This is a genomic window from Oxynema mangrovii CENA135, from assembly GCF_016632315.1.
Classification (GTDB): Bacteria; Cyanobacteriota; Cyanobacteriia; order Cyanobacteriales; family Laspinemataceae; genus Oxynema; species Oxynema aestuarii.
Genome location: NZ_JAEOXH010000001.1, coordinates 632,802 through 657,562, shown reverse-complemented (window position 1 = coordinate 657,562; position 24,761 = coordinate 632,802). Strand labels below are relative to the sequence as shown.

Sequence of the window (24,761 nt, the reverse complement as noted above, 5' to 3'; positions counted from 1 at the left end):
ATTGATTGCTGATGGCGCACGAGTCGCCATTCACTCCAAAACAGCAAGGTTGAACGGAATTCAATGAACGGTATTAAAGGGGTTTAGCCTCTACACTCCATCTCGGGCGATCGCGATCTCAATCGTTTTGACCCCAACTGGTCACCTGAAAATAAACCAAAATTAAGGCGATTGCCAGTAAAACGGTAGCGGCGGCTGCCGCATAACCAAAGTCAAATAAGGCAAAAGCTTGCTCGTAGATGTAGTAGACGAGGACGTTCGTCGAGTTCAATGGACCGCCCCCCGTAATCACGTAGACTTGCTCGAAACTGCGTAGGGTGAATATGGCTGTCGTCACCGCAACAAATATTAATGTCGGCTGCAACCCTGGAAGGGTGACGTACCAAAATTTTTGCCAGCCATTGGCCCCGTCGAGTTCGGCGGCTTCGTAACGCTGTACGGGAATGGCCTGTAGTCCGGCTAAAAAGATAACGAGATTGAAACCGAGTTGTTTCCAAACCGTTAACAGGATCAACACGGGCATGGCCCATGTGGTCGAACTCAACCATTCTACGCTAGTCAGTCCCGCGCTGGCGAGCAAACGATTGACCGGGCCGTCATTTTGAAATAACCAGCGCCATCCCAAGCCGACGGCGACGAGGGAGGTAATTGAGGGAATAAAATAGGCGGTTCTTAATAAGCCGCGTAAGGGAATTTCGCGATCGAGTAAAACGGCTAAGGCGAGGGGAATGACGATACTGGGGATGACGGTGGCGACGGTGAAGTAAACGCTATTACCTAAAACTTGCCAAAAGTCGGGGGAAATCAGCAAGCGCCAATAGTTTTTTAAGCCGATAAATTCGGTTCCCGATACGGTAAAACTGCCCGTGGTTAAACTGAGATAAAAGAGATAGGCGATCGGCCAAAAAATGAATAAGCTAAGAAAAAATAAGGCGGGGGAGAGAAATAACCAGGCGGCGATCTCCTCGTTTTTGAATATATTTCGGTCGAAGGATAAACGAAATTTCATTCTAATTTTAGATTTTAGATTTTTGATTTTAAATTTTAGATTTTAGATTTTTATAATCAAATAAAATAACAGCGACGGAATGGGGGCGATCGCACCGATTGGCTAAGTTAACTGGATCGTTTCGGGGATGTCGTTAATAAAACTGTTGAGAAATGGATCGTCGCGATCGCGATCGTAGAGATTTTGATAAATATCATAAATTAATTCGGTTAATAATGCCCCACTCAAGCAAGGTTGACCGTAATCCGGCCAAATCATTAATTTCATTTTGGTGGGCGTCTCTCCAGCAAATGGCGCCAGGAGATAAGGTACATTTTCCAAGATTTTCGCCCCCAAACGTCGGTAAAACGCAATTCGTCTTTCTCCTTGTTGAGAATTGCTACTATATTGCGGATCTTCGACTTCTATAATTAACTGAATCTGTCTTAATTTTAATGTTTCTCCTAAATGATTCATCATTTGAGTTCCCAATCCTTGACTGCGATATTGGGAATCGGTTCCGATAAAGTCGAGTAAGACAAAGTTAGGATTTTTTAAGGCATAGAGAAGGGCGATCGAAACCACGCGATCGCCGATTTTACCGACAAATAAGCGCGAGATGCGATCGGTTAAGCGGTGGGCGATCGTTTCGAGATCCGGGCGTTCTTGTGGCGGGAAAGATTCGATATAAATTTTAGAAAATTCCTCAAACTCTGGGGCTTTAGGATCGTTGATTTCTGTAAAGTTAATCATTTTTGATATTTTTAAATTGAATTCTATCGTTTTTTAACGGTTTAAACTATCTTGTTCGTTCTAAGCTCTTATAACACTCGGGCGTCTGATGACGTACAGTGCCAATCCACCCTAACTCCCCTTTGCCCCCCTTTCAAAGGGGGGTTGGGGGGATTTCGAGGGGAACGAGGAAAGTAGGGGTTTGGTAACCAAACCCCTACCTGGCGAGGAGGATTTAGGGGGATCTAAATGTCTTGCATAGCAGAGGAAAATGCTGTATAGGCTATTATAGATTCAAAATGAAGAAAAACAGCAATTTATTCTAAAAGTACTATAGAAAATCATGCTAGAATAGAAAGAAATCTTGTCTGACTCTTTACACTTACATCTATGCATTTATAAATTTGAATTTGTGCATTTCAAAAGAAAAATAGAGAAATAGCTTATTCCTAGATCGGCACAAATTCATCGATCGCTTATTCTAAAACAGACAAAACCTGTTTCGGCAAAAGTTTATCTTTAAACCAAACAATCGGAACGGGAACATCTTTCACTTTAACCCCCGCTTTTTCCAAATTCAAACGTTCCGAAACCGCCAAAATTAAATTATCGCATTGAGACTTGCGAACTTGAGCAAATTTTTTCTGTAAATATTCCGGACGCCAATATCCGACAATTTCTAATAACATCGATCGCCCGTCGGGATGGACTAAACGAAAATCGGGAATCATCACGCTACCGGGAATCGGAATTAAATCGACTTCTCGTTCGAGTTTCCATTCGGTTTTGCTGGAATTCCAGCGATCGACAAAAGACTCTTCTAACGCACTATCATAAGTTTTTCCCGGAGGATAATGACTGACTAAATCGCACTCGGAATTGAGGCTAAATCGTCCCTGTTTCCAATTTCCACTAAACGGATCTCGGGTTTGTAAATTCGCTTCTAAACTCCATTTAGTCACGTGGAGTAAAGCGGGCAACATTTTCGCTAACGCCAGTCCGTAACGGGTACTCGGTTTAAATAAACTCGTCGGTCCGTCAATCGTAATCGTAAAACCGTAGTCTGCATCTCCTTCGATATACGCCATTAATTGAAACAATTTTAAATAGCGAAACAAAAGTTTATATTCTCCCGGATCGTTGCGATGGGCCGTAATTTTAATAGCAGTTGCCCGATAAAATACCCCTTGAACTTGCGATAAATTATAGCGATGTAGCAAGGCTTCTGGGGTGGGACAGTCGAACTCGGTCAGTATTTTATTTTCGTTCAAATCCGAGTACAGTCCCGCTTTAATTTCGACGGGAAGCACTTCTCGTTTTAACTCTTTAGAGAGTTGATGGGCAAGTTTTTCGAGAGTAATTACGGTGGATTCTTTGCAGGGAACCGTTGTGGCGGCGAGGGTAAAAACGCGCTGCCGTAATTCTTGCGGTTCGAGAGGACTGACGACTGCAAAGGTACTTAAATTACTTTTGAGAATATGCGCCAATCCTCGTTTAATCCGATAGTCCGGACTGTCACCTTCGAGGTCTTGTAATTGGTAGTCTAGATCTCCTTGGGTGCAACCTTGCGCCTCTTGAAAACATTGGATCAGTTGGCGGGCTGTTGCTAAGTTGCGATCGTCGATTTCTAGCTTTTTGGGGGCAATGGTTTCGCCATAATAGCGAAAACTTAATAAGTCGGTCGGTAACATGATTTTAATTCAATATTATTAAGATTATTGATGTATGCCCGACTTGTTTCTGTCAATTTCTATTCGCCGTAAATGGTTACGAGAATGGTTCGGCGACGGGGTTTAATATCGCATTCGAGGTGAAAAATTTGCTGCCAAGTCCCCAATTCAAGTTTGCCATTACGGACGGGAACGGTTAACGAAGGTCCCAACCAAGTCGCTTGTAAATGAGAATGTCCGTTTCCATCATGCCAGGTTTGTTCGTGTCCGTAGTCCCGACTGGGAGGAATCAAACGATTGAGCATTTCTGGTAAATCTCGTTGAAGTCCGGGTTCAAATTCAATCGTCCCCACGGATGCGGTACTTCCGACATTAAAAATGTTGACCATTCCGCTTCTAATTCCGGACTGTTTGACGATTCGATTGACCGCATCGGTCAAGTCGTGCATGTCGCCATTTTTGTTGGTTGAAATGACAATATTTTCTTGATGAACCATGTTAATTGAGAGAGGAGTGAGTCTAGTTTTAGGATATCGAATTTTGGTTCGTTCGGCAATAAATTAAGTAATTTGAACGTTACTTAGTTGTCGGGGCGATCGCTTGTCTCTGAATTCAGCTTTTCTTCCCACTTTTCTGTTTTTTCGGCTGCCCGCTTTTGCGGTGCTTTTTTAACTTCATAAGGAGACGGGGAAGGAGACGGAGAAGGGCGATCGCTTTTGATTAATTCTAACTGACGGTAGTCGCCGCGATCTTTTTTCTTGGCTTTTTTCGGTTTTCCTGTCGCTACAGTTGTCCCGCGACGGCGCCGTTTTGAGGTGCCTTCTTCGGCGGTATCTTGGGCGATCACTTCATACAAAATAGCTTGTTTGTTTGTTTCACTGCCTTTGCGTAATACCCGCCCGAGTCGTTGAATATATTCGCGGGCGGAACCCGTTCCAGACAGCAGAATCGCGATTTTAGCGTCGGGAACGTCCACCCCCTCGTTTAACACGTGGGACGCGACAATATTTTTATATTCTCCGGTTTTAAAACGGCTGAGAATTTCATGTCTTTCTTTAACCGGAGTTTGGTGAGTGAGGGCGGGGATTAAAAATTCTTGAGAAATGCGATAAACTGTGGCATTGTCGGCGGTGAAAATTAAAATGCGTTCGGGATGATGTTGCGCCAAAAGATCGGCGAGAAGGCGAATTTTGCCGTCGGTTCCGAGGGCGATTTCTTTCGCTTCTCGATGGGCTAACATGGCGCGTCTTCCCGCTTGCGATCGCGCGCTAGCCATCACGAAGTTTTGCCATCCTTTGATACTACCGAGGGAAATATTCGCGGATTTTAAAAAGTTGTTTCTAACTTGAATTAAATGGTCGTAGCGATCGCGTTCTTGTCGGGAAAGATTGACTTTAATCTGCACGATTTCATGATCGGCGAGGGCGCCTCCGGCCAATTCTTCCGCAGTTTTGCGATAAACTTGCGATCCGATTAAGGCGTTGAGATCGCTTTCTTTGCCGTCCGATCGCTCTGGGGTAGCGGTCAGTCCCAGGCGGTAGGGCGCGATCGTATATTCGGCGATCGCCCGGTTAAAATCCGTCGGTAAGTGGTGACATTCGTCAAAAATGACCAAAGCGTAGCGATCGCCTAAAGATTCTGCATGAATGGCCGCACTATCGTAAGTTGACACCAAAATTGGCGTGCGATCGCGCGATCCTCCCCCGAGTAACCCGACTTCGACATCGGGAAATGCCGCCTCTAAATGGGCGTACCACTGATGCATCAAGTCCAGGGTGGGCACCACAATCAAGGTCGTTCGCGGCGTCGCCTGCATCGCCAACTGCGCTAAATAGGTCTTCCCCGCCGCCGTCGGTAACACCACAACCCCGCATCGTCCGGCCTTTTTCCACGCTTGGAGGGCTTCCGCTTGGTGGGGATAGGGCGGCATTTCGATCGCCGGAACCAGTTCTAAGGGTTCAAAGGCGCGGGCTTCGTCGGTAAATTCCGAACCTTCACCTTGCAATGCTTCTACAAAATTGCGGTAGTGGATGGCCGGAATCCGATATTTTTCCACGCGATCGTCCCACGTGGCAAAATCGATCCACGCTTTCCCTCTCGGCGGCGGGTGGATTGTCAACGTACCGCGATCGTATTTTAGAATCGGTGTGCGGGCCATCACTTCCTCAAATTACCAGTCCCTTAATTATTTTAAAGGATGAGGGGAAAACTGGGAACAATTTTAAGTTAAGTTTGAGACTTATTCGATCCCACAAATCAACTTTAACCGACAATTCTCACGATTTTAAAACATGAAAATTCAAGCTTTACTCGACCGGGCGATCGTCAGTTATACCCTGGCATTACTGCATCCTATTGCTGGTTTTTTGCTTTTGATTTTAGCGGGAATCGTGGGTGTTTTCGGCTGGCGTTACCGTCGCGCCCGACTCGGTAAAAGCGGTCACGACGTTCCCGGAACGTTTCAGTTAATGCAACAACACCAACGTTTGGGAATGGCTTTGTTATGGATGACCTTTATCGTGTGGTGCGCTGGGATGGCGATCGCCTCTTTACTCGTTCTCAATGGTATTGTTTATGACTATCTCCATCAGTTATTTGCAGTAGGTTTAATGTTCATTTTAGCCGTGAGTGCGTTAGTCATGTTATTATTTCGACAGCGAACTTGGGCGAGTCCAGTTCATTTAACTTTAAATGGAATTGTCGTGATTTTATTGATTGCCCAGTTCGTCTCCGGATGGCAGGTTTTACAACAGTTGTTTTTATTTTAATTGAGTGGAAATAAAGTTGAAAGAGAAAGGAGATCGAAATGCAATCTGAAAATTTAAGCTCAAAAGGGGCGATCGCGCCGGGAAGTTTGCGACGAGTTCACCATATCGCTTTTAATGTTAAAGATTTACAAGCCTCCCGGCATTTTTACGGTGAAATATTAGGATTGCACGAACTCCAAGGGGAAGAAGTTCCCAGCACTTTACGGGAGTTAGTCGCATCGGGAAAAGTTAGCAATTTTGTCACCCCAGATGGAACGGTTATCGATTTATTTTACGAACCGAATTTATCGCCGCCCGATCCCGATCCAACTCGCCCTTTTACCCGGGCAAATCATTTAGCTTTTGATATCGATCCGAGTTTATTTGATGAGGCGGTTGAGGTGTTGCGATCGCGCGACGTTCCCATCGACCACGGCCCAGTTACTCGTCCAACTGGACGCGGAATTTACGTTTACGACCCCGATGGATTTATTGTAGAAATTCGCTGCAATGCTGTTTAGAAATTATCGGGTAAAATCATGGAAAAATTAGGACACGGCAATGCCGTGTCCCTACGGATGAGGAGGTTTAGGGTGTGGAATTATCTCAAGAAATCGTCTAAGTTGGGAACGTCAACCCAAGTTCGGCGATCGTTAGATTGATGGGTTAAATCCATCAATAATTGAGAGTAAGTTCCTTCTCGCAATGAAGGGGTAAAAGCTTGTCCCGCATCAATGCTTTGTACCCAGCGATCGATCAGGCGAACTAAGGGCGCAATTCGACCGTCATCGTAAGTTTTAGGAAACGCTAAATTTTGGGGAATTTCTATTTTTTGAAGACCCTCCCCAGCCGGGGCGCCCCAAAGTTCAAAGCCGTGAACGTAGTCTTTGAGGTTGCTGCTACCCAGAACTAAGGTGCCGCGACTCCCGTAAACTTCGACCCAGTGGCCGCGTCCGGCGTAAGTCGCCGAACTCAAATTTACCTGACAGGGACTGTCGTCTGCGAGTTCGAGTGTAATGACACACGTATCGTCAGCATCCACGGGCTTTAATTGTCCGCCCGCACTCGGATCGGGGCGTTCGGGAATGCCGACAGTCAACAGCCCGGACAGGCGACGAATCGGACCAAATAGCCAATAAATGTAATCGAAACAGTGGGATCCGATCGCCCCCAATGCACCGCCACCTTTCTCTTTTTGAGCATACCAATTCCAAGGACGTTCGGAGTTAGCACGACTCGCTACTAACCAATCAATTTTAATCAGTCGAGGCGTACCGCAATATCCCTCATCAATGAGTTGTTTAAACTGTTGCCATGCGGGGACGCAACGAAACTCAAAATCCATTGCAGTGATGGAACCATTGGTTCGAGCAATTTGATGTAATTCTTTGGCTTCAGTGGCGTTAAGTGTGGTCGGTTTTTCTAACAGTAAATGCTTGCCTGCATTTAACACTATTTTCGCCATTTCATAATGTAAAAAGGGTGGAGTCGAAATACTGACCGCTTGCACTTCTGGCAAATTGACTAAATCGGCGATCGTGTCGCAGGCTTTGGCAATGCCGTGTTTTTGGGCGATCGCCGTCGCTTTATCGATATCGCGATGGTAAACGGCGACAACTTCCGTGCGCGGATGCGCTTGAAAGGCGGGAATATGGACTTTTTGCCCGAATCCCGTCCCGACGATCGCCACGCCAATCGTTCCCGAATTCGCTTTGCTTAAATTAGTCATCAGTCAAATTTTCTCGAAAATAACGATAGATTGGAATTGTCAAAATACTATAATAATTTGAGTTCGTTCGTAAACTATTATCCGATCGATTTGCATCGTTTCGTGGATCGATCTAGCAAATCAGAGAGAAATGAGAATTTGTAAGTTGGAAATTTTGCGCGAATCTTGAGCGCTAGAAACCAAAAATCACCCGTCAGTAGACCAGACAAAAAATGCTTTTAGGGGGCGGGCAAAATGCCCGCCTTATATGTACGATTTGCTCTTGAAAACTAGAGAAAACTTTAGCCTTGTAGAGACTTCACTTTTTCCTCAACCCAGCGAATCGTTAACTCACCCAAACGAGTTTCATCTTCCGCAAAGCGATCGATTTCTCGCACTCCCGTGGGACTGGTGACGTTCACTTCTGTAAGATAACCGCCAATGACATCTAAACCGACAAAATACAAGCCGTCCGATCGCAATTTCGGCGCGACTATTTCGCAAATTTCGCGATCGCGATCGGTAATCTCTGTTTTGACAACTTGTCCGCCAACTGCCATATTTCCCCGGAATTCTCCCCCACTCGGAACCCGGTTAATGGCTCCGATTGCCTCACCATCGAGCAGAATAATTCGCTTGTCTCCCTGGCGAGCTTCAGGTAAATAAGTTTGTACCATTACGGGTTCTTTTCCCTGTTTGGTACTGATCTCGATCAAAGAATTTAAGTTAGCATCATCCGGCCTTAAAAACAAAATTCCTTCTCCGGCTTTGCCTCCCAAAGGCTTTAACACTGCCGAGCCTTTTTTAGAAACAAAATTACGAATAACTACTTTACTTTCGCTAACAATTGTTTCGGGAATTACCGATTGAAATTGCAAGGCATACATTTTCTCATTCGCCGCTCGAATGCCTTGCGGTGCGTTAACTGTCAGGGTTTTCGCCGGATCGATCGCGTCGAGAATGTAAGTAGCATAGAGATAAGGAATGGTCACGGGGGGATCGGTTCGCATGAACACCGCATCCATTTCTTCTAAAGGTTGAAAACTGCCGGGTTTAATTTCATACCATGAATGCGGCTTGACCCATCGACCGTCTACTAACTGTACGGGATTCAAGTAAACCCGATCGAGTAAGGCGCAAGCTTTACCCTCAATAACACTCAACAAACCCGCTTGAGTTATCCATACTTCATGTCCCATTTCTTGCGCCGCTTCCATCAGAGCCACGCTCGTATCGTGAGTAGGATCGAGTTTTTCGATGGGGTCGATAATAAAGGCAAGTTTCACGCCGATTCTCCCTGTTTAGATTGAAGTTAAGATCGAGTTAGGGGGTTAGTTGACCTAACTTTTATTTAAGCGTTAAATTGACGCAAAAAAGCGATCGCGCGTGCGGCGATCGCCGAAGACTTGAAAAAGTAGGTGAAGGCGACAACTAAGCCGACTTTTCTGTCAGTAAGGGGTCGAGTTCGCCTTGAGAATCGAGCGCGTAAAGGTCGTCACACCCCCCGATGTGGCGATCGTCGATGAAAATTTGCGGAACGGTACGGCGTCCGTTGGCGCGTTGGGCCATTTTGTCCCGTCCCTCCTCGTCGCCATCGAGGACGTATTCCTCGTATTCGACACCTTTCTCCTTGAGCAGCGCTTTGGCGCGCAAGCAAAACGGACAACTGCTCCAGGTGTAAATTTCTACGTTAGGATTCATCGGGGTTCACTCGTGTTGCAGTAACATTTCTTAACTAAATTGTAGTATAACGGGATTTGCAGTCAAGCTGCACGTCTCGCGCAGATCGTCCCGAGTTCGCGGAAATCGACCGTCAAAATTGAGAAATTACTCTTTATTTGTTGAATTTAGAGGCAATTGCAAATGCTTACATTGGCCAATTTCAGTTAAGTTTGAAGATGGCAAGATCGAATCATTGCACTCCATCACTCGATCGCACAGATCCCGCGTATTATTTTGTATTGTAACCTGTTAAAAGGAATTTAATTTCGTGCTTCCTGAAATTTCAAGTCTCCCTATTTTACAACTCGCTTCTGGCGATTATTTATCCCTTCAAATTTATCATTTTCGAGGCGATCGCCCTGGGAAAAAGGCTTACTTACAATCAAATTTACACGGTTGTGAAATTTCTGGAAATGCCGTTCTTCACGAATTAATTAATTTTCTCCAATCCCTCGATCGCAGTCAGCTTGAAGGCGAAGTTGTTATCGTTCCGGCCTGTAATCCAATGGCCATGAATGCGCGATCGCACCATTTTTCAAGCGGTCGTTACAATCCCTACGACGGTCGAGATTGGAATCGAATTTTTTGGGATTATCATAAAGTCGGTCACGATCTCGATGAAGTTGCCCGAGATTTTTGTGAATTAGAAGTTGAAACTATTCGCAAAGAATACTTAAAACTCATTCAAACAACTTTCAAGCGCCATCATCGCAATCTCGATTCAGCTTCGGGCGTTCCCCTCCACAAGCGTTATCGATATTTGCTACAATCGTTATGCTTAGATGCCAACTACGTTATTGACTGCCATAGTTCCTCCAATCGAACGATTGATTATTTTTATTGTTTCCACGATCGCGAAGAAAGTGCCAAATATTTTTTAATCGATCGTGGGATCTTCCTAGAAAGCTACGACGGCTACACCTTTGATGAAGCTTTTCTAAAACCGTGGCTTGCTTTAGAAAAAGCGTTGGCTAAACAAGGCAGAAAGATTATTTTCGATCTCGAATCCTGGACTTTAGAATTAGGGGGTGGAATGGAAGTCAATCCCCAATCGGTAGCAAAAGGCGTTCGGGGTATTAAAAACTATTTAGTAGGGAAGCAAATGTTAACTATTCCCGGTTTTCCACTGGCAGAAACCCGCCAGCATCAAGTCCAGTTTTTTCAAAAACATCAATTGAGAAGATATCACGCTGTTGCTGGGGGTATTTTGCGCGATCGCCTGCCTCTCGGAAGCGTTGTCAAAGCAGGCGATCGCCTCTATACCCTCCTGAGTTTTCATAAGAACGGCAAATGTCCCACTGAAGTCGAGATCGAAGCCGAACGTGATGGTGTAATTTACGATATTTCTGTCAATGAATCGGTCAATCAATCTGATTATGTTTTATCGATTTTTGAAGATAATTAGAAAAAGGCGATCGTTTTAACTCGCGATCGATGTTGTCAGTAAATTTGGTAAGATTTTAAGAAATGATGACTTCTTCACTATCAACAGTTCCCCTCATTAAAGACCCCGATCGCTTGGAAAGCAGACTCAAAGAAATCCCGCCAGTTCCTGGGGTTTACTTCATGCGAGACAACAACGATCGCATTCTTTATATCGGTAAATCTAAGAAACTGCGATCGCGGGTTCGTTCTTATTTTAGAGATTCGCAACAACTGAGTCCGCGCATTGCTTTAATGGTGCAGCAAGTTTGCGAAATTGAGTTTATTGTTACGGACACTGAAGCCGAATCCCTCGCCTTAGAAGCGAATTTAATCAAACAACATCAACCCCCTTTTAATGTTTTACTTAAAGATGATAAAAAATACCCATATTTATGTATTACTTGGTCGGAAGATTACCCGAGAATTTTTATTACTCGCAAGCGGAAACTGGGCAATCGTAAAGACCGCTATTATGGCCCTTATGTCGATAGTACGGCGTTGCGCAATACCCTCCATTTAGTCAAACAAATTTTCCCGTTACGCCAGCGTCCGCAACCACTTTTCAAAAATCGTCCCTGTCTGAATTACGATATCGGGCGCTGTCCCGGGGTCTGTCAGCAGCTCATTTCTCCAGAAAACTATCGTCAAATTGTTCAAAAAGTGGCGATGGTTTTTCAAGGTCGAACGGAAGATTTGGTCGGCATTTTAAGCGAACAAATGCAACAAGCAGCAGAAGCATTGAACTTCGAGCAAGCAGCTAAATTGCGCGATCGTATTGCTGGATTAAACTCGTTAAATAGCGATCAAAAAGTGGCTTTACCCGACGATCGCATCTCCCGCGACGCGATCGCCTTAGCTAAAAATCGACACCATGCCTGTATTCAATTATTCCAAATTCGAGCAGGACAATTAGTCGGACGTCTCGGCTTCGTTGCCAGTGCAGAAAATGCCGAATCGGGGGAAATTTTGCAGCGTGTTTTAGAGGAACATTACCAATATGTTGAATCGGTGGAAATTCCCACGGAAATTTTAGTGCAATCCGACTTAACCGACGGCCCTATGTTAGCAGAATGGTTGGGCGATCGTAAAGGTCGAAAAGTGGCGATCGTCACCCCCCAACGTCAGACGAAAGCGGATTTGCTCGAAATGGTCGAACGTAATGCAGAATACGAGTTGCAGCGTTTGCAGCGTCAGAGAGATCGCAACGCCGAAGCCTTGCAAGATTTGGCGGAATTACTGGATTTACCGGATTGGCCGCGCCGGATCGAGTGCTACGATATCTCTCACATTCAGGGTTCCGATGCGGTGGCCTCTCGGGTGGTGTTCGTCGATGGAATGCCCGCCAAACAGCATTATCGTCGCTACAAAATTCGGAATCCGGAGGTGCGATCGGGTCACTCTGACGACTTTGCCAGCCTTGCAGAAGTTCTCGGTCGGCGTTTTCGCCACAGTCGCGGCGATCGCGATCGCTGTATAAATGCATCGGACTGGCCCGATCTGGTGGCGATCGATGGCGGCAAAGGTCAACTTTCTGCCGTCATCGAAGTGCTAGAACAACTGGAGATTGCCGATCTACTCACCGTCGTGAGTTTGGCTAAGCAACGTGAAGAAATCTTTCGACCCGGCGAATCCGCCCCAGTTGCCAGCGATCCCGAACAGCCGGGAGTTCGGCTATTGCGGCGCGTTCGCGACGAAGCACACCGTTTTGCCGTCACGTTCCACCGCCAGCAACGGGGCGATCGAATGCGGCGATCGCGCTTGGACGAGATCCCGGGACTCGGCTTTCAGCGACAAAAACAATTACTCGCACATTTTCACTCGATCGATTATCTTCGAGTCGCAACACCGGAACAAATCGCCGAAGTTCCCGGCATCGGTCCGCGTCTTGCCCGCCAAATTTACGAGTATTTCCATCCATGAAGTGTTATTAAAAGAGAAACAGCTTAGAATTGTTATATTATTCTTTAGCCAAAATCAAGTTTAAAACATTCAATTCATGAGAACGGAGTAAATAGCGATCGGCAAACATTTTGTAGCGCATTTGTTCCAAGCTATAACTGCGAAAAATTAAAAAGGGAAATTCTTCATATTTATAGCCAATCGGTAAGGTATGATAAACGGGGTACAAACAACGAACGTACCTGGAGAGCAAACTTCTAAATCGCCGATGTTCTTCCAGGTCTCGGGGGTAATTTTGAAAATAATCGCGTAAAGTTTCCGAACTGACAAATGCAAATAAAGGAATTGCATAATAGCGATCGCTGTCCGCACTATTGAGCTCTAAAGACTGACTTTGCGATCGCTCGCTTTCGAGTAATTCAATGAGTTCGAGTGCGCCATCTTCGATCGCCGTTTGTAAGTTTTCGGGATATTGCCGATTGCGTCCGATCGCGCGCATATCTTCGATTAAATCTGGCGTTGCATATCGCTTAATTTGTGTTTCTAAAGCAATCGTGTAACTTTCTTCTAATCGACGATTTGAGATGGGAACGACGAGCAAATTTCCGTTTAAATAGCCCGTTTCTATATCTTTTAAATCCAGGAGGCGATCGAAGCGATCGCAAGCTTTCACAAATTTAGAGAAAAAAGAATTCTTTAAAGATAAATAAGTTTCTTTAAAATCTTTTTGAGAACGCTTATCTAAAACAAATTCTGCATCACCGAGCAACTTTTCTAAACTGGTATAAACTCTTTTAAGTTGTTGGTGACTGGGAAGGCGGCGATGTTCGTTTTTTAACTGACGGATTAAATTCGCCATGCGATCGGTAAATGTCATTCCTGACGCCGATACAGATTTACCACCAATTGGAATAATGCTGTAATCTTTCTTGCGTCCGAGGCGTCCCGCGCCGACAATTCGCGTTAAAATCGAAACTTTGAGAATCAACAGAATATTTAAGATATTCAGTAAGCTTTCCTGACGTGAAAAAGCTTTAGATAACTTGAGTTCTTCCTCGGAATGACTCTCGGAATCCCCAGGATAATAAATGGCGCGATCTCCTAAATAGAAAACAATCTCTTTGCTCAAATTATCGAGAGTCTTTAATTCTCCATTTTCCCAGTAATTCCCGCGCGCGCGATAAATCACTTGGATAACTTCCATCAAGTTTCTTTCAATTTGAAATTGAGGAATATCTACTAAAATATGTCGTGCTTTTGGGAAGGATAAGCCACGACTCGCCGAAGAGGTCATAAAAATAACTTTTGCATCTTGTTTGTATTGTTGGATGAGCGATTTTTCTGCATCGGATAAATTTGCATGAATTTCTAAATAGTCAGAACCGTATTGAAATCGTTTGCGCTGATTTTTTAACTGTTCGATCAGTTGCTGCAATCGTCGTTTGTCCTGGATATAAACTAAGATTTGCGCCGAACCCTCGCGATCGAGTAGATTGCAGATATCTTGAAAAATACTCTCTTGGATACTCGAAACTAGCGCATTATTAGCATCGTATTTAAAAGGATTTCGCGAAAATTCGATGGTTTCCAGAAAAACTTTGTAAGTTAAATCTAAACTGGACGCGGGATAAGAATTGGTGTTAATCGATCGCGCTTTCTTATTTTTAAAATTAAATTCCTGTACGGAAAGCGGTTCTATATCCGATTTCGTGCGCCGAACATATATTTTATCCAGTTCCGGTGAAGAATCGGATAGATGTTGTTCGATGACTTGAGAATCGACAATTGAAGCATCGGCAACAATAATTTTAAGATTAAATCCATATTCAGTTAGATTAAATTTATCGATAAACTCGCGAATTCCTTTAAAAAAGCTAACCCCACTATCATCTCCTGTAATCTCATCGATCGCGATAAACAAATGTTTAATTCGTCGCGATATTGCCGCCATTTTTGCAGGAATAACTCGCTGTTCTCTACTATTGTAGGCACTAGCAAAAATGCGATCGAGATGGGTTAATGTCGAAGACTCTTCGCCAGTCATACGTAAAGACTGAATGGCAACTGTAGCAATTGTATGGTTAGAAATTTCTTGAATAAGAATGCCATTAATAGCTTCACATAAACTCTGTAAAACTCCAGAACTTCGATTTTTTAAACTACAGATGGTATCTTGTCGGGGTTGGTGTAACGAAGTGGGTCGTTCCGACTTTTTAGAATTGGAACTTCGATCGTTGATTGGGATAAAATTGACGGTGTTTACTGTGAAATTATTTTGGTTTTTATTGGCGTGATAGAGAACTGTTTTGAGGCCGTTATTTTCTTTGATAATGACCGAGTTGCTAGTAATACAGAAAAGACGATCGTCGCATAAATTGCTAGTTTCATCTTTAAATTTTTCAATAATATCTAAATTTACTTGTTTTCGCGGACTGATATATAAAAACAAAAAGCCTTCATCAAAATGTTGTTTTAAGAAATTGGCGATCGCCGTTGTTTTACCGATCCCAGGATTTCCCGTTAAAAATAAATAAATATCGTCGGAATTAAGAGCTTTTTCAATAAGTTGAGCGTGCGCCGATCGCAATTGACTCCCTCTTTCCACTTGCAGGCGATCGGCGAGATCGTCGCCTACAATCCCAATGGAATTGACAAAGTTATCGAGATGTTCTTGATGAACAACTTGAGAAATACCATTGGCTGAATTATTAGACAAAATATCTAATAATTGATTGACTAAATCAGTTCCATTTTCAAAACTTTTGGCTGCATTACGCCGAACGATCTCTAATACTTGATGTCGTGTCTCTTTAATTTGAGCGTCTGATGGTTCGTTTTTATAAATATAGGCGCAAGTTTTTAAAAGATCGATATTTTCGGGAGAGATCGATAAATTACTAATCTGGCGATCGCTGTAGCCGACAACATTTAAAATAACCGATTTTGCATTGTCTAAACGACCGAGTTTTTGCAAAAACTGATAAAAACTATACGTGTAAGATCCGGCTTGAATTAATTTAGCACTTTCTTTGTCTTTACGCTTAAAAGCGGTAAAATAGCGCCTTAAATCTTGAGAAAAGTGCAAGTCAAAATCTTCTTGCTGTCCGGTATCGATCCGCAGTTTGGAAAACACACTTTTCGATCGCAAATACTTGATTTCAGTCGCGAGTAGCTGTCGCAATATTTCGATTTCGTCGAGGGGAACTAAATCGGCGGCGGATTTGACCGAAAATACGGATAAATCGACACAAACAATCCGGTGTTTTTGACGATGACGCAACCATAAAAGAGTATCGGCTTGCAAAAATTGGCCTTTACCTTTGTACTGCAGGTTGAGGCGATCGCTTTCTTCTGCCATCCCTAATTGAGCGAAATAGTCCCGTATTCGATCTCTATGGGTTTTTTGGGAAGTTCCTACCGTGTTGTCGTTACCAAAATTGCATTGATAGTAAAGAATTTCTAGTTGTTGAAGTTGGCGATCGCTCCAATTGGTAGCCTTTAAATATTCTCGAAAAAAGTTTAATCCCGATACAAATCCTTTGAGTAAAAAAAACTGCGTCCATTGAGTGACAATCGCGACATTTTGAGGGGCGATCGCCTCATATTTCTTAACAATTCGGCGGACAATTTTCGATAACCTGAGACTTGCTAACTCCTGTCGGTAACACGAACCGAAAGGATGGCGGAGATTGCGACGTTCGATCTCCGCCAAAATGCCGATATTGAAGCCCACCTCAAAGAAGCGCCCTAATTCTTCCACGGTCTCACACCCGATCGCATCTGTTTAAAAGATCTCTTTAAAAGATCTCTTTAAATCATACACCCGGTGTTATCAAAGGTCTTCAATTTTGGTTTTGCGTTCCAAAATTTCCTTGAGAACTAAAGTGACGACCCCGAGACACGACAGCAACACCGCCGCCGAAAAGGCGGCTTGGGTTTGATATTGCTTGTACGCTTCCTCGACAAATAAAGGCAGGGTTTGGGTTTTGCGGATAATATTCCCGGAAACGACGGCGACGGCCCCAAATTCGCCCATCGCGCGCGCATTTGTGAGAATCAGTCCGTAGAGTAAACCCCAGCGAATGTTAGGTAAGGTGACGCGCCAGAAAATTTGCCAGTCTGTGGCGCCGAGGGTTTTCGCCGCTTCTTCTTGGTCGGCGCCTGTTTCTTCGAGAACGGGAATCACGGAACGGGCGACGAAGGGCAAAGTGATAAACAAAGTGGCAATGACGATGCCGGGAAGGGCAAAAATCACTTTAATGTTGGCAAAATCGAGGATCGAAGCAAACCATCCATTGCGTCCGTAAAGCAAAACAATCGCCAATCCCGCCACCACCGGAGAGACGGAAAAGGGTAAGTCAATGACGCTAGTAATTAAGGTTCGTCCCGGAATTTTATCGCGGGCGATCGCCCAAGCCGCACATAATCCAAAAATTGTATTAATTGGAATCACAATAGCAGCCACAATTACGGTTAAAGTAACGGCATGTAAAAACGCAGGTTCCGCGAGATTATGGAGAAAAGGAGCAACCCCTTTACGAAATGCCTGAAAAAATACATTAATTGCCGGAATAAATAACACTAAAGCGAGGTAAATAATCGCGAGAACAATTGCAATTTTTCTTCCCCACTCAATCGATTTTTGAGAGTGATAAATCGCTAAATCAGATCGAGTTTGATTGACTTCATGCATAGCGTCTTCCCCAAGCTTGTAAAAAATTGATAGCTAATAAAATAAGCAACGAAACAACTAACAAAACCGTACCGATAACCGTTGCTCCGTAATAGTCGTATTGTTCTAAGCGTTGAAACACTAAAACGGGAGCAATTAAATCTTTAAAAGGAATGTTGGACGCGACAATCACGATCGAGCCGTATTCACCGACTGCTCTTGAAAATCCCAAGGCGACACCGATTAAAATAGGCGAAATCATTTGAGGGAGAAGAACTCGCCAAAAGGTTTGGCTTTTCGATGCCCCCAAACACCAGGCACATTCTTCGATCTCGGGTTCAATTTCTCGCAATACAGGTTGCAACGTTCTGACCACAAATGGTAAAGAAATAAACAGCATCGCGACCCAAACTCCCAATCGCGTAAACGCAATTTTAATCCCAAAGGGTGCGAGTAAAGAACCGATCCAACCATTTTCACTGTAAACTGTTGCCAAACTCAATCCGGCAACCGCCGTGGGAAGGGCAAAAGGTAAGTCAATCGTCGCATCGACAATTCGCTTGAATGGGAATTCATAACGCACTAAAACCCAAGCGATTAAGGTGCCAAAAATACCATTGAGTCCGGCAGCGAGTAAGGCGGTGATAAAGGTAACATCGTAAGCGGCGATCGCGATCGGACTGGTCGCAATTCGCCAAAATTCGGCGAATCCTTTGGTAGAAGCACTGAGGAATAAAGCGGCAATCGGTAACAGTAACATGATGGTCATGTAGCCGAAAGTTATCCGCCACGGCCAAGAAATATGTTTCATTATTTCAGGTTATTTCACGTTGTTTTACGTTGGTTTTGCATGGTATTTAGCAACGGATTTAAGGGCCGATCGCCGCTTCAATGCGATCGAAGATCCCCCCTTCGTCGAAAAACTGGGCTTGTAAGGCATCCCAACCGCCTAAATCTTCGATAGTGTATAAACGATTCACTGGGGGATAGCGGTCGCTAAACTCTGCCGCCACCGTGGGATCGACGGGACGAAAACCGACTTTGGCGAATTCCCGTTGAGCTTCCGGCGTAAACAGGTATCGCACAAAAGCTTCGGCGACTTCTCGATTGCCGTGGGCTTCGACATTGCGATCGACCACGGCGACCGCATGTTCGATCGCCAAGTTGACCTCGGGAACGAAGTAAGAAATCGGGCGATCGTTTAATTGTGCTAAAATCAACTCGTTTTCGTAATTAATCAGCACGTCGGCGCGATGGTCGCGAAAGAAAATATCCGTCGCTTCGCGCGCGTCCTTCGGCAAGGCGGGAGCGTTGGCAAATACATTGCGGGTAAATTGCAAAGCTTCTTCCGGACTCCCCCCCGTTTGCGTTATCGAACCCCAGAGAGCGAGGAAATTCCAACGAGCGACACCGGAGGTCTTCGGGTTGGGCGTCAGGACAGTCACCCCGGGTTTTGCTAAATCCGCCCATGTTTTAATTTGCTGGGGATTGCCCTCGCGAACGGCCAGGGCTGGAACCGATCGCGTCACGATCGCCCCATTTGGCGCCTCTTGTTCCCACCCCGGATCGATCAGTCCGGCTTTCTCAATTTGCCGGATATCGAGGGTCAACGCGAGGGCGACGACATCGGCTTCCAATCCGTGTAACACCGTCCGGGTCTGGTTTCCAGAGGCGCCGTAACTTTCACGAACGACCACGGTTTGACCGCGATCGCGCTGCCACTGCTCGGCAAATTGGGGAATAATGTGCTGGTAAGCGGCATGAGTCACCATGTAAGATACGAGGGTCAACTCTACCGTGTTCCCCGAATTTCCCGAGGGCGAACACCCCGCGATCGCCCCGATTAAAACTGTCCCGATTCCCAAAGTCAGCGCTGGGAAAATTCGCCAGTAAAAGCGATTTTTGTTCATTTTCAAAACCCGAAATTGCCATTCATATCCGCAATATCCCTGAACCTTAGCGATTAATTTCGGCGAGCATTCGATCGAAAAATGCTCCTTCATCGAAGAATTGAGTTTGCACCTTATCCCAGCCGCCTAAATCCTCAACAGTAAATAAAGTCTTCACCTCCGGATATTGCTCTTTAAACTCTTCAGCGACACTGGCATCGACGGGACGAAAGCCGACCTTAGCAAATTCCCGTTGTGCTGCTGGCGTGAACAAATATTCGACGAAAGCTTCGGCGACTTCCCGGGTTCCATGTCGGTCTACATTGGCATCGACCACGGCGATCGGATTATCAATAGAAATATTGACATCGGGAACAACGTAGGGAAGTTTTTGACCGTTAATTGCGGCTAAAATTACCTCATTTTCATAGTTAATTAACACATCTCCTTGACCTTGTTTGAAGAAAACGTCGCTCGATTCCCGGGCATCTCTGGGTAAGATGGGGACGTTTTCAAAAACTTGAGTGACGAAGTTTCCGGCTGCCGTTTCGTCGCCTCCCGTGCGGGTTACGGCACCCCATAAGGCGAGGAAATTCCAGCGCGCGCCCCCGGAGGTTTTCGGATTGGCGGTAATGGTGGCGACATCTGGTTTGGCTAAATCTTGCCAGGTTTTAATCTGTTTGGGATTGCCTTCTCGGGTGACTAAAGCGGCGACGGATTTATGAACGATCGCCCCATTCGGCGCTTCATTTTCCCAGCCCGGATCGATCAGTCCGGCTTCTTCAATTTTTTGAGTATCTAAGGCTAAGGCGAGGGCGACGATATCCGCTTCTAAACCGTCAACTACGGCACGAGTTTGGGATCCAGAACCGCCATAACTTTGAGTGAAGGTGATATCTTGGCCGTGTTTTTCTTTCCATTCCGCAGTAAATTTAGGAATGATATTTTCATAAGCAGCGCGGGTGACGGCATAAGAAACTAGGGTCAATTCGAGGGAATTTTCGGAGGATCGATCGCCCCCGGTGCAGGCGGCGATCGCCACGCCGGAAAAGGTTCCGACCAGCAATAGAGCGATAGAACGATGCCAATTCATGAGTGCTTTTCCTTTTAATCTACGGTAAATCGGTCGAGATTATGGGGTTAACAATGACGAGGGTCGATTTTACATGGTTTGAGATAGAAATGCAATCCCACCAGGGAGGAAATGAGAGAGGGAAATGAGAGAAGAGCCAACCGGGCTGCCCCCCGCGCGCTCTCTTTGAAAAGAGAAACCGGATCTGAAGCGAGATAATCGGTTAAAAAAGAGGAATTTAAGCTAAAATCAGGGAGAATTAGCCAAATTAAATCGAATAATGCAGGGGAAACGATTTTGCTTCTCTGGGACTCACGAAGACTCGTTGTTGCGGTTCGAGATTGAGTTCGTCGAACCGTTCCCGGCTTAAATGGGCGACCACCATCTGACCGTCATCGAGTTGCAGTTCCGCTTGAATTTCCCAACCGAGATTGACGATTCTCACGACGCGCGCCGGGGCGCTGTTGTCGCTGGCGACGGGGGCGACGGCTACATCGTGAGGGCGAACGAACACCTGTTTTCCGGCGCCATCGACGGGCCGATCTTGGAAAATGCGCGAATGACTGGGTAAAACGTTGACCGGACCGATGAAACTCATCACGAACGGCGTGGCGGGGCGATCGTAAATTTCCGAGGGGGACCCGACTTGTTCGATGTGACCTTGATTGAAAATGGCGATTTCGTCGGCGACTTCCATCGCTTCTTCCTGGTCGTGGGTGACGAACACCGTGGTGACGTGGACTTCATCGTGGAGGCGGCGCAACCAAGCGCGTAAATCTTTGCGAACTTTTGCATCTAAAGCGCCAAAAGGTTCGTCGAGGAGCAACACTTGGGGTTCGACGGCGAGGGCCCGGGCCAAGGCGACCCGTTGTCGCTGACCGCCGGAGAGTTGGTTGGGGTAGCGATCGCCCAAACCTTCTAATTGGATTAAATCGAGCAGTTGTTCGACGCGCCGTTTGACCTTCGCTTTGGGCATTTTCCGAATTTCCAGCCCGAAGGCGATGTTTTGCCGAACGCTCAGATGTTTAAATAGGGCGTAATGCTGGAAAACGAAACCGATATTGCGCTCTTGGACGCTTTGGTAGGTGGCATCCTGGCCGATCAGCCAAATTTTGCCGCTATCCGGGGTTTCCAAGCCAGAAATCAAGCGCAATAAGGTGGATTTTCCCGAACCGGACGGGCCGAGTAAGGCCATCAGGCAGCCCGTTTTTACGGTCAAACTGACGGAATCGACGGCGGCAAAATTTCCGAATCGTTTCGAGACGTTTTCAACAACAATACCCACGATTGGTGACCTCTCAGGGAGTGATTTAAAAGTCGTTTTCCCTAACTTAATTGTGACACGAGATCCACAAGTTGGCCGAGACGGGACGATCGCCTCGGTCAGAATCTACGGTAAATTAGTCGGGATACTGTACTTTTATAGCATACCCCGGCGATCGCCCGATCGCCCGTCTCCCGTTTTTTTGAAAAAATTAATTCAATTTTGTATTAGCTTTGCAACGTATATCGACCGTTCCCACCCAAAGATCTAAAATCAAAACAATCTAAAATCAATAAGGATCTAAAATCTCAAATCAAAATGACCTCAACCCTTCCCCGTTCTGCTTCCGTCCTCCACTCCCCCGACGATCGCCCGGCGGGCCGTCCCTTGAGTGTGGCGCCGATGATGGATCGGACCGATCGCCACTTCCGCTATTTCATGCGTCAAATTACCCGCGAGACTTTGTTGTATACCGAAATGGTGGTCTCGGCGGCAATTATTCACGGCGATCGCGATCGCCTCCTGGGGTTTTCCCCGGAAGAAAAACCGCTTGCACTGCAAATTGGCGGCGACGACCCGCGCGAATTGGCGGAATGCGCCCGAATTGCCGAAGATTTCGGTTACGACGAACTCAATTTAAACGTCGGTTGTCCCAGTTCTCGGGTGCAGAATGGCAATTTCGGCGCCTGTCTGATGGCTCGACCGGAACGGGTGGCGGAGGCGGTAGCGGCGATGCGGGCGGCGACGCGCTTACCCGTAACCGTCAAACACCGGATCGGGATCGACGATCGCGACCGCTACGAGGACATGGCTCACTTTGTGTCGGTGGTCGCCGGGGCGGGCTGTCGTCGCTTCACGGTCCACGCGCGCAAGGCGTGGTTGTCGGGGTTGAATCCCAAGGAAAATCGCAATGTGCCGCCGTTGCGTTACGCCGATGTCTATCGGTTGAAGCAGGAGTTTCCGCATTTGTGGATCGAAATCAACGGCGGGATTAAAACTGTGGCGCAAATCGAGCAGCAGTTGCAGCAGGTCGATGCGGTGATGGTCGGACGGGCCGCTTACGACGATCCTTATTTATTCGCGCCGTGCGATCGCGCTATTTTCGGGGTAGCCTCGGCGCCGCCGACCCGTCACGAGGTGGTGGAACGGATGGTGCCTTATATCGATCGCTGGGTGGGCGCCGGGGTGCGCTTGCACAAAATGAGCCGTCACCTGTTGCAACTGTTTGCCGGACAGCCGGGGTCGCGCGCCTGGAAGCGCCACATCAGCGAGCACGCCTGTCGTCCCGGGGCCGGATCGGCAGTGATTTGTGAAGCCCTCATTCGGGTTCCTCGGGGATAAGGGGGTCGGCAGTGGGCGCGATCGGCTTCAGGTCGGGCGATCGGGGTTTTTGTAACGATTGTTTGCGCGAGGGTTGACCGATGACGGAAAGAGCTTTATGGTTGGATACAGCGATTAAGGGATTGGCAGCGAGCCTTATCTGTTTTTTCCGCAGTTACGGTGTCGTGATTACCTTCTTCCTCGTTTTTGCCCGATTTTGGGCAAATCCTCAGTCGCTAAAACAAAGCGTTAAGTTTTGTAACGGACGGTCTCCGTACTCTGGCGCAAACGCACCTTGAAAACCAGATACAGCAAGGGTTTCAATGGCATAGGGTCACTTATGCCCAACTCCCCGTAAGGGGATTGAAACCTTCAGCCCACCAGGTACGTTCCCGCTTCATCCAATCTGTCACTTATGCCCAACTCCCCGTAAGGGGATTGAAACTAATGATATGAAACCTATTGGGGAGGTTGCTTTAGAGATCATCTGTCACTTATGCCCAACTCCCCGTAAGGGGATTGAAACTGTACTCATTATTCTCAGGGAACTGAGCGGGTAACTCTGTCACTTATGCCCAACTCCCCGTAAGGGGATTGAAACACCTTGAACCCTTCTTTATTGGGGTTCCAGTTGTAGCACACAGTCACTTATGCCCAACTCCCCGTAAGGGGATTGAAACCTTACAGCTTCACCGTTACTGTTACGAGGAGTTGTAGTGATTACAGAAGTCACTTATGCCCAACTCCCCGTAAGGGGATTGAAACCTTTGATTGCCTAAATACTTAAAGGGTATTCGGATCTTCCGTCACTTATGCCCAACTCCCCGTAAGGGGATTGAAACGCATCCATATGGTTGAATGTCTCCCGGTGTCCATCTTCCGTCACTTATGCCCAACTCCCCGTAAGGGGATTGAAACATCGAGAAGACTTCTCTTTAGCTATTCAAATAATAAAGTCACTTATGCCCAACTCCCCGTAAGGGGATTGAAACTTATTTAAGGGACTGGGGTGACCATACATACGACTCGGGTCACTTATGCCCAACTCCCCGTAAGGGGATTGAAACAAACTGATCCCAAATGGAATCGATATTCATAAGTACTTTCCGAGTCACTTATGCCCAACTCCCCGTAAGGGGATTGAAACAGTTCTCCCTTGATAGGAAGATTGATATTGAAAGGTAAGTCACTTATGCCCAACTCCCCGTAAGGGGATTGAAACCTTACACCTAATTCTTCCAAGCGAGATAGTAACTTAGGTCACTTATGCCCAACTCCCCGTAAGGGGATTGAAACACCTCTGAAGGAGCCAGGAAGATCTCCTCTGCATCAAGTCACTTATGCCCAACTCCCCGTAAGGGGATTGAAACTGGTCTTCTAGAGAAGCGTAAAGGATTCTATCCCCACAATCGTCACTTATGCCCAACTCCCCGTAAGGGGATTGAAACGGAATGACTTCCTTACAGCTTTCCCACTGTTCATCGTACTCAGTCACTTATGCCCAACTCCCCGTAAGGGGATTGAAACTCAGGAGATTCCTCTGAGAACCAGTTACATTCGGGAGAGTACACTTTAGTCACTTATGCCCAACTCCCCGCAAGGGGATTGAAACCCGAAGGAATGTCCTGTAGGGGTTTGGTTACCAAACCCCTC

The 24,761-nt window shown here is 46.2% G+C and carries 19 protein-coding genes and 1 CRISPR repeat array; of the genes, 5 read left to right on the top strand and 14 right to left on the bottom strand.

The genetic code is table 11. The annotated features are described in order from the left end of the window. Positions 1-118: 118 nt before the first annotated feature. The 5 genes from JJD41_RS02600 to JJD41_RS02580 form a co-directional block, all read right to left on the bottom strand. A complete protein-coding gene (locus tag JJD41_RS02600; protein ID WP_200664584.1) occupies positions 119-1,009 on the bottom strand; it encodes a carbohydrate ABC transporter permease in 891 nt (296 codons plus the stop codon). Between the two features lie 102 nt (positions 1,010-1,111). Next, positions 1,112-1,741 (bottom strand): GNAT family N-acetyltransferase, encoded by a 630-nt coding sequence (locus JJD41_RS02595; RefSeq protein ID WP_200664583.1) that lies wholly within the window; start codon positions 1,739-1,741, stop codon positions 1,112-1,114. Between the two features lie 455 nt (positions 1,742-2,196). Continuing rightward, positions 2,197-3,411, bottom strand: a complete 1,215-nt coding sequence (locus JJD41_RS02590) for a DUF790 family protein (protein WP_200664582.1) — start codon at positions 3,409-3,411, stop codon at positions 2,197-2,199. Between the two features lie 59 nt (positions 3,412-3,470). After that, the gene (locus tag JJD41_RS02585) at positions 3,471-3,887 is read right to left on the bottom strand and encodes a secondary thiamine-phosphate synthase enzyme YjbQ (protein ID WP_200664581.1); all 417 of its coding nucleotides are present in this window, start codon (positions 3,885-3,887) and stop codon (positions 3,471-3,473) included. An 83-nt stretch (positions 3,888-3,970) separates the two neighbouring features. Further along, complete coding sequence (locus tag JJD41_RS02580) at positions 3,971-5,548, bottom strand: DEAD/DEAH box helicase (RefSeq protein ID WP_200664580.1); 1,578 nt, start codon at positions 5,546-5,548, stop codon at positions 3,971-3,973. Positions 5,549-5,681: 133 nt separating this feature from the next. On the opposite strand from JJD41_RS02580, the gene JJD41_RS02575 reads away from it, so the two are divergent. Together JJD41_RS02575 and JJD41_RS02570 are read left to right on the top strand one after the other, a co-directional pair. Continuing rightward, positions 5,682-6,158, top strand: coding sequence for a DUF4079 family protein (locus JJD41_RS02575; RefSeq protein ID WP_200664579.1), 477 nt, complete (start codon positions 5,682-5,684; stop codon positions 6,156-6,158). A gap of 38 nt (positions 6,159-6,196) precedes the next feature. Continuing rightward, complete coding sequence (locus JJD41_RS02570; RefSeq protein WP_200664578.1) at positions 6,197-6,658, top strand: VOC family protein; 462 nt, start codon at positions 6,197-6,199, stop codon at positions 6,656-6,658. An 80-nt stretch (positions 6,659-6,738) separates the two neighbouring features. Here JJD41_RS02570 and JJD41_RS02565 read toward each other — a convergent pair whose 3' ends face one another. From JJD41_RS02565 to grxC, 3 genes are all read right to left on the bottom strand, one after another. Beyond that, on the bottom strand, positions 6,739-7,866 hold the full coding sequence (locus JJD41_RS02565; protein WP_200664577.1) for a Gfo/Idh/MocA family protein: 1,128 nt from the start codon (positions 7,864-7,866) through the stop codon (positions 6,739-6,741). A 281-nt stretch (positions 7,867-8,147) separates the two neighbouring features. Further along, on the bottom strand, positions 8,148-9,131 hold the full coding sequence (gene gshB / locus JJD41_RS02560; protein ID WP_200664576.1) for a glutathione synthase: 984 nt from the start codon (positions 9,129-9,131) through the stop codon (positions 8,148-8,150). 145 nt (positions 9,132-9,276) lie between these two features. Beyond that, positions 9,277-9,546 carry a glutaredoxin 3 gene (gene grxC, locus JJD41_RS02555; RefSeq protein WP_168570517.1) on the bottom strand — a complete coding sequence of 90 codons (270 nt, stop codon included), beginning with the start codon at positions 9,544-9,546 and terminating at the stop codon, positions 9,277-9,279. A gap of 289 nt (positions 9,547-9,835) precedes the next feature. Here grxC and JJD41_RS02550 point away from each other — a divergent pair, with 289 nt between their 5' ends. Continuing rightward, on the top strand, positions 9,836-10,972 hold the full coding sequence (locus JJD41_RS02550; protein WP_200664575.1) for a succinylglutamate desuccinylase/aspartoacylase family protein: 1,137 nt from the start codon (positions 9,836-9,838) through the stop codon (positions 10,970-10,972). A gap of 65 nt (positions 10,973-11,037) precedes the next feature. Next, positions 11,038-12,912: an excinuclease ABC subunit UvrC gene (gene uvrC / locus JJD41_RS02545; protein ID WP_200667013.1), complete on the top strand. Its 1,875-nt coding sequence runs from the start codon at positions 11,038-11,040 to the stop codon at positions 12,910-12,912. 37 nt (positions 12,913-12,949) lie between these two features. Here uvrC and JJD41_RS02540 read toward each other — a convergent pair whose 3' ends face one another. From JJD41_RS02540 to JJD41_RS02515, 6 genes are all read right to left on the bottom strand, one after another. Continuing rightward, positions 12,950-16,651 (bottom strand): ATP-binding protein, encoded by a 3,702-nt coding sequence (locus JJD41_RS02540; RefSeq protein WP_200664574.1) that lies wholly within the window; start codon positions 16,649-16,651, stop codon positions 12,950-12,952. 72 nt (positions 16,652-16,723) lie between these two features. Beyond that, positions 16,724-17,584 carry a sulfate ABC transporter permease subunit CysW gene (gene cysW / locus JJD41_RS02535; protein ID WP_200664573.1) on the bottom strand — a complete coding sequence of 287 codons (861 nt, stop codon included), beginning with the start codon at positions 17,582-17,584 and terminating at the stop codon, positions 16,724-16,726. Further along, a complete protein-coding gene (cysT, locus tag JJD41_RS02530; RefSeq protein WP_200664572.1) occupies positions 17,577-18,374 on the bottom strand; it encodes a sulfate ABC transporter permease subunit CysT in 798 nt (265 codons plus the stop codon). The genes cysW and cysT overlap by 8 nt, the downstream gene beginning before the upstream one ends. Before the next feature lie 58 nt (positions 18,375-18,432). After that, complete coding sequence (locus tag JJD41_RS02525) at positions 18,433-19,473, bottom strand: sulfate ABC transporter substrate-binding protein (RefSeq protein ID WP_200664571.1); 1,041 nt, start codon at positions 19,471-19,473, stop codon at positions 18,433-18,435. A gap of 46 nt (positions 19,474-19,519) precedes the next feature. Continuing rightward, positions 19,520-20,545, bottom strand: a complete 1,026-nt coding sequence (locus tag JJD41_RS02520) for a sulfate ABC transporter substrate-binding protein (protein ID WP_200664570.1) — start codon at positions 20,543-20,545, stop codon at positions 19,520-19,522. 247 nt (positions 20,546-20,792) lie between these two features. Then, positions 20,793-21,809 carry a sulfate/molybdate ABC transporter ATP-binding protein gene (locus JJD41_RS02515; protein ID WP_200664569.1) on the bottom strand — a complete coding sequence of 339 codons (1,017 nt, stop codon included), beginning with the start codon at positions 21,807-21,809 and terminating at the stop codon, positions 20,793-20,795. Between the two features lie 297 nt (positions 21,810-22,106). Here JJD41_RS02515 and dusA point away from each other — a divergent pair, with 297 nt between their 5' ends. Beyond that, positions 22,107-23,129: a tRNA dihydrouridine(20/20a) synthase DusA gene (gene dusA / locus JJD41_RS02505; RefSeq protein WP_200664567.1), complete on the top strand. Its 1,023-nt coding sequence runs from the start codon at positions 22,107-22,109 to the stop codon at positions 23,127-23,129. A gap of 312 nt (positions 23,130-23,441) precedes the next feature. Further along, positions 23,442-24,720: direct repeats of the CRISPR family, unit length 37 nt; unit sequence GTCACTTATGCCCAACTCCCCGTAAGGGGATTGAAAC. Positions 24,721-24,761: the final 41 nt, after the last annotated feature.